Genomic DNA, 5,737 nt, shown 5'->3' with positions numbered 1-5,737 from the left:
ACCAAGAAAGTATAAAATTAAATCAAGAAAAAGCGAAGGCTTCTTAGGATGTTCTATATAAGAAATTTTAAAAAGTTGTCAGAGGTTTTGGGGTAATGTACTTTTCAATGATGCGCCTTAAATTTTTACTAAAACCAATCAATTACCCAACAGTTCTATCCAATGTTTAACCGGTATTTTAGTGCCTTTTTGCAAGTGCATTAAACAACCTATATTCGCAGTAACAATCATTTCTGGACTGCTGGCTTGCAAATTTTTTAACTTATTGATTTTTAACTGTTGTGAGAGTTTTGGCTGAAATATTGAATAAGTCCCCGCTGAGCCACAACACAGATGTGCATCAGCCACAGTAGATGGCTCATAGCCCAACCGCTTCAAAATAGACTCCACCAAACCGCCGAGTTGTTGCCCATGCTGCATTGTGCAAGGAGAGTGATAGGTTATTGTTTGATTAAACGTTTTGAATATTGACAAATCTTTATCTGCCAAAAACTGTGCAATATCGCATGTATTTTGACTCACTGTTTGTGCCTTTTGATAATAGACATCATCCTTGTCAAACAGCGAACCGTAATCTTTTACCATCACCCCGCAGCCACTAGTGCTGGAGATAATCACCTCAAACGAGTGCCATGCATCAATATTTTTCTTAATTTTTTGTAGCGCCTCATCATTGGCACTAAGATGCTGGTCAATGGCACCACAGCACTGTTTTTGCGGAGTTTCTTCTACTTTATACCCCAATTTAGTTAAGATGTTTTTAACGCTATGATTAATATTAGGTGCCAGCGTAGGCTGTACACAGCCACCCAGCAACAATACTTTCTTGCCTGATATTTTTGGCTTAATAACCGGCGTTTGGATACTAGAGTGTCGGAACAAAAATCCAACCATATTAAACAACACTGGCGTGGTTAAAAACTTGCGCACAGCAAAACGAAAAGTCTTTTGCCATAATGCTCGTTTGTCTTCTATTGCTGCCCTGCCAATGTCTAACAAATGCCCGTATTCCACGCCCGATGGGCAAGTCGTCTCACAAGCACGACAAGTTAGACAACGATCCAAATGTTGCAGACTGTCAGCGGATGATTCGTTATTTTCCAAAGCCGATTTAATCAAATAAATGCGCCCACGAGGTGAATCCAACTCATTGCCCAACAGTTGATAAGTCGGGCAAGTTGCTAAGCAAAATCCGCAATGCACGCACTTGCGAATAATATCATTGGCCTTAAGGTTGTGAATGTCTAGTGTTTGCATAAAGTAATTACCAATAAAATTAATAGAGACCTTTGCATAAATAGGAACAATCATCAGAAACCCACTTTTCACCCACTTGGCGATTTTTTAAACCCAGCCTTAGCCCTGCTAGGACAAGGTTTAAAGAAATCACCAATTGGGCAAAAATTGGATTTTGCTAATCATCCCTATTTATGCAAAGGTCTCTAATAATAAATTTTCCAAAATTTATCGTAAGAATAGTTTTTTATTTTTTTGAGTATAAAAATTAAATTGGCTTATTTTTTTCTTAAAAATATCAAGCTCTGAATTTTCAAAACCAATTTGACTTGAAGCCAAGCCAAGCCAAGCAATTGAAAATAAGGGTATATCAAATCAAATTTTTCTACAACAGAATGAACTTTGTCAACATTAAGATTGTTTTTGGGTCATGACAACTTAAGCGGCTCTTTTCTAAACATTCCAAGCAAAACCTTATAAAGGTTTTGCTTGCGATTATTAAATCTAAATTCACATTCTTTAAGGTGTAAATTAAACATTTTTTTATTCATTCCTTTAAATTTTACTAATCTAATTTTGGCATAACCCCAAAACGATTCTATGTCATTAATATGCGCATTGCCTCTAGCAAATTCATTCTTTCCATGATGCACTCTAAAATGCTTTTTATAGCCAAAATCTACAATGCCATTATACCCTTTCCAACCATCAGAATGAATCACACTATCAATGCTTGCCTTACCTCTAATTATGCTCTGCAGCCTAGCTGCAGAGCAATCTGATACAATTTCAGTATAAATCTTATCTCCTCGTTTTAGCAAACCAAACACAATGGTTTTTCCTAGGGCGCCACAGCCGCGCTTACCGCGGACGCGCCGTGCACCAAAGTAAGATTCGTCAACTTCAATCTGCCCCACTAGTGGGGCAGATTGAAGTTGAGATAACTCTAAAATTCTAAGTCTAATAGCACTCAAATATTTGTTAGAGGCCTTTGCATAAATAGGAATGATTAGCAAAATCCAATTTTTTCCCACTTGGTGATTTCTTTAAACCTTGTCCTAGCAAGGCTAAGGCTGGGTTTAAAAAATCGCCAAGTGGGTGAAAAGTGGGTTTCTGATGATTGTTCCTATTTATGCAAAGGTCTCTAATTATTCAGTTTTCTTAAGATGATCAACCATCGTGTTAATTACCTTATCCCAATCAACACCAGTCGGCACCGTAATTCGGTAGCACAGCTAATCACTGAAAAAGCTAAGTTTTTAAATCTCGTCATTGCAAATGAATCAAAGAGTCTAATTCTTAATGCAACGAATACTCTTGCCCTAGGAGCGAGTACTACTGTAGAAATTTGGATGAATGCCCAAATTATTGAACGGATAAATGTCAAAAACATTAAACCAAACAGTCCCTATCAAACCAAACAGTATGTTGGTTATCAAAGATAAAATCACGAGTATACCGCCAACTACCAGATATAGTGGAACGAGTCCAGTGGTAGCCAATAGTGCCAACATTGCCAAATCCGCCAGTCTGGCCTAATGCGAGCACCAGCAACTGGCAACTTTAGTACAAAGTTAAAAGCACCTACGGCAGCATAATTAGTCGTATTTCAAATATCTACTTCTGCCTTTAGTTGCACTCAGTTAGTACATTAAAACCCGTAGGACAAACACCACTACCATCAGTCCTAGCAAAGAATGCACTATGCAAGGCGTCATCAACATCACCTATATTTGGGATTGTCCAATCATAAGGACCTTCTGGACCAGTTGCGGTAATAAAATCTGCATGACTTGGAGTGGTATTTACCGCAAGTGTTGTTATGGTAGCAGTTCTTCTTTTTTGATGTTCATCTGCAGGTCTAACCCATTGGTACAAATCACCATAGGATGCTGGATCGGTAGAGCTGGTTGCCACTTGGCTGGCACCTAAGTTTTTATCTATCCATGCTTCACCTGCTGACGAAGTAACCTGAGAAAATTCAAAAGCATGTGCGGTAGCAGTGGTAGGTATGGCGTTACTGGGAGGTTTTACATTCAAAAGGTGTGGTAGCAGCAACGGGTGTGGTGTTACTAAGAGATTCAACGCCACTATTGATTGCCGTTACCACATAATAAACGGTGGCTGTACCACTTAGCGTTATAGTAATACTGGTAGCAGTCGTATCAATGTAAGTGGCTGCTGGACTGTATGTCGAAAATTGACTAGGGTCGCTATTGCCTGCTTGTGCAAAGGTGCTGTCAGTTGTTTGATAAACCCTATAAGCAGTTGCATCGGTTACCCCAGCCCATAATAGCGTTATTTCATTAGGAATACCTGTGGCAACAGCAGTTAATGTTGCAGGGGCTGGGTTTGTAGATGATGTCGCTAAACTAACCGTTGCAGTATCGGTTTGACCTGTTGCGTTGGCGGCTATTACTGTGTATGCGGTAACAGCTTTCACCTCAGTTGGGGTACCACTGATGACACAAGTTGTGTTGTCAATACTCAAGCCAGTTGGTAGTGTAGGCACTACCGTACAACTGGCAATCGTACCACCTGAATTGCTAAAAGTAATGTCAGTGATGGCAGAACCAATAAAAGCTATTTGATCTGCACCTGCAGTATTCGCAAGATTAGGGGCGGGCGTTGTGCCTCCATTAGATGGCTCACCCCACGCCGTGATTGACCCATCGGCTTTAAGGGCGGCAAAGGCATGCGCAGTTGTATAAATCTTGGTATAGGTGCCAGTAGAGGGTGCCGCACCTGTGCCTCCATAATTTTGACCCCACGCCGTGATCGACCCATCAGTTTTAATAGCGACAAAGGCATTCTCAGTTGAATAAATCTTGGTATAGCCACTACCAGAGGGTGCTGAGCCTCCACGACTTGAGTCGCCCCACGCCGTGATTGATCCATCGGCTTTAATGACAGCAAAAGCAGATGCAGTTGAATAAATCTTGGTATAGCCACTACCAGAGGGGGCACTTGTGCCTCCAGAAAATGAGTCACCCCACGCCGTGATTGATCCATCGGCTTTAAGGGCAGCAAAGGCAAGCTTATTTGAATAAATCTTGGTATAGCCACTACCAGAGGGTGCTGTGCCTCCATAATGTGGGACACCCCACGCCGTGATTGATCCATCGGCTTTAAGGGCGGCAAAGGCACGCTCAGTTGAATAAATCTTGGTATAGCCACTACCAGAGGGTGCTGTGCCTCCATACTGTGGGTTACCCCACGCCATGATTGACCCATCGGTTTTAAGGGTAGCAAAGGCAGACTCAGTTGAATAAATCTTGGTATAGCCACTACCAGAAGGTGCATCTGTGCCTCCAGCAGATGAGGCACCCCACGCCGTGATTGATCCATCGGCTTTAAGGGCAGCAAAGGCATATATATTTGAATAAATCTTGGTGTAGACACCAGTAGAGGGTGCACCAGAGCCCCCAGAATTTGAGCCACCCCACGCCTTGATTGACCCATCGGTTTTAATAGCGGCAAAGGCACTTATAGTTGAATAAATCTTGGTATAGCCATTGCCAGAAGGTGCATTCGCGCCTCCATAAAGTCGGTCACCCCACACCGTGATTGACCCATCGGTTTTAGTGGCAGCAAAGGCAAACCCATTTGAATAAATCTTAGTATAACCGCTACCAGAGGGCGCTGTGCCTCCAGAACTTGACTCACCCCACGCTGTAATTGACCCATCGGCTTGAAGAGTAGCAAAGGCATTGAAGTTGGGGTGATTTGACGCATTATAAAATCCACCATTATCATTATAGGCACTAGAAAAATCCACCTCAGCAAAGCGGTTTGGTTCAATGTTACCTTCGCCTGCAATGGCTGTGTTGATTGAGACAACAAGGGCTATTTTTAATAATAGAAGGCGAGTAAAGCTTGTGTTGAAAGATATTGAGTTCATTAGGTGCCCTTATATTTTAATATTTTAAGATTATAACTGACATTATCAAGATAAGTTCTTTAAATTTTAGACGATATAATCATTCAGTTTGCTTAATCAGCCACCGTGTTAATCACTTTATCCTAATTAACACCAGTCGGCGCCGTCATTCGGTAGCACAGCTAATCACTGAAAAAGCTAAGTTTTTAAATCTCGTCATTACAAATGAATCAAAGCGTCTAATTCTTAATGCAACGAATACTCCTGCCCTCAGAGCGCACAACATTGCCGAATCCTGCATGAACACTGTAACTACCGAAGCCCAAATAACGAGCATGCCGATACCGCCAATTACCAAGTATAACAGCACGAGTCCAGTAGTAGCTAACAGCGCCAACATTGCCAAGTCCGCCAGTCTGACTAATATAGGCACTAATACGACCGGCAACTTTAGTATAGAGTTAAAAGCACCTACGGCAGAATTATGAGTCGTACAGTCTTGGCAAGAAATGCACTACGCAAAGCACCATCATCATCAACTATATTTGGAAGCGTCCAATCATAAGGACCTCGTATACCAGTTGCGGTAAGACCTGGGGTGGTATTTACCGCAAGCGTTGT

Annotated in this window: 5 protein-coding genes and 1 pseudogene; 2 read left to right on the top strand and 4 right to left on the bottom strand. The window is 41.7% G+C overall.

All coding sequences use genetic code 11. The features are described from left to right. Positions 1-138: 138 nt before the first annotated feature. Positions 139-1,257, bottom strand: coding sequence for a glycolate oxidase subunit GlcF (gene glcF / locus BBROOKSOX_RS08520; protein WP_139661003.1), 1,119 nt, complete (start codon positions 1,255-1,257; stop codon positions 139-141). 407 nt (positions 1,258-1,664) lie between these two features. Beyond that, a pseudogene (locus BBROOKSOX_RS08515) lies at positions 1,665-2,219 on the bottom strand (IS1595 family transposase); the annotation flags it as partial. Between the two features lie 183 nt (positions 2,220-2,402). On the opposite strand from BBROOKSOX_RS08515, the gene BBROOKSOX_RS08510 reads away from it, so the two are divergent. Continuing rightward, positions 2,403-2,681 (top strand): hypothetical protein, encoded by a 279-nt coding sequence (locus BBROOKSOX_RS08510; protein ID WP_139661000.1) that lies wholly within the window; start codon positions 2,403-2,405, stop codon positions 2,679-2,681. A gap of 184 nt (positions 2,682-2,865) precedes the next feature. Here BBROOKSOX_RS08510 and BBROOKSOX_RS08505 read toward each other — a convergent pair whose 3' ends face one another. Both BBROOKSOX_RS08505 and BBROOKSOX_RS08500 read right to left on the bottom strand, forming a co-directional pair. Then, positions 2,866-3,276 (bottom strand): hypothetical protein, encoded by a 411-nt coding sequence (locus BBROOKSOX_RS08505; protein WP_139660997.1) that lies wholly within the window; start codon positions 3,274-3,276, stop codon positions 2,866-2,868. After that, a complete protein-coding gene (locus tag BBROOKSOX_RS08500; protein WP_139660994.1) occupies positions 3,254-5,137 on the bottom strand; it encodes a putative Ig domain-containing protein in 1,884 nt (627 codons plus the stop codon). The genes BBROOKSOX_RS08505 and BBROOKSOX_RS08500 overlap by 23 nt, the downstream gene beginning before the upstream one ends. A 278-nt stretch (positions 5,138-5,415) precedes the next feature. On the opposite strand from BBROOKSOX_RS08500, the gene BBROOKSOX_RS08495 reads away from it, so the two are divergent. Next, the gene (locus BBROOKSOX_RS08495) at positions 5,416-5,604 is read left to right on the top strand and encodes a hypothetical protein (protein ID WP_139660992.1); all 189 of its coding nucleotides are present in this window, start codon (positions 5,416-5,418) and stop codon (positions 5,602-5,604) included. The last annotated feature ends 133 nt before the right edge of the window (positions 5,605-5,737 follow it).

Source organism: bacterium endosymbiont of Bathymodiolus sp. 5 South (assembly GCF_900128535.1).
Taxonomy (GTDB): domain Bacteria; phylum Pseudomonadota; class Gammaproteobacteria; order PS1; family Pseudothioglobaceae; genus Thiodubiliella.
This window is presented reverse-complemented; position numbering and strand designations above follow the sequence as displayed.

What these genes read in the sequence shown, in the direction of transcription:
- glcF (WP_139661003.1), bottom strand. Translation starts at nt 1,257, where the DNA reads ATGCAAACACTAGACATTCACAACCTTAAGGCCAATGATATTATTCGC.
- BBROOKSOX_RS08510 (WP_139661000.1), top strand. Translation starts at nt 2,403, where the DNA reads ATGATCAACCATCGTGTTAATTACCTTATCCCAATCAACACCAGTCGG.
- BBROOKSOX_RS08500 (WP_139660994.1), bottom strand. Translation starts at nt 5,137, where the DNA reads ATGAACTCAATATCTTTCAACACAAGCTTTACTCGCCTTCTATTATTA.
- BBROOKSOX_RS08495 (WP_139660992.1), top strand. Translation starts at nt 5,416, where the DNA reads ATGAACACTGTAACTACCGAAGCCCAAATAACGAGCATGCCGATACCG.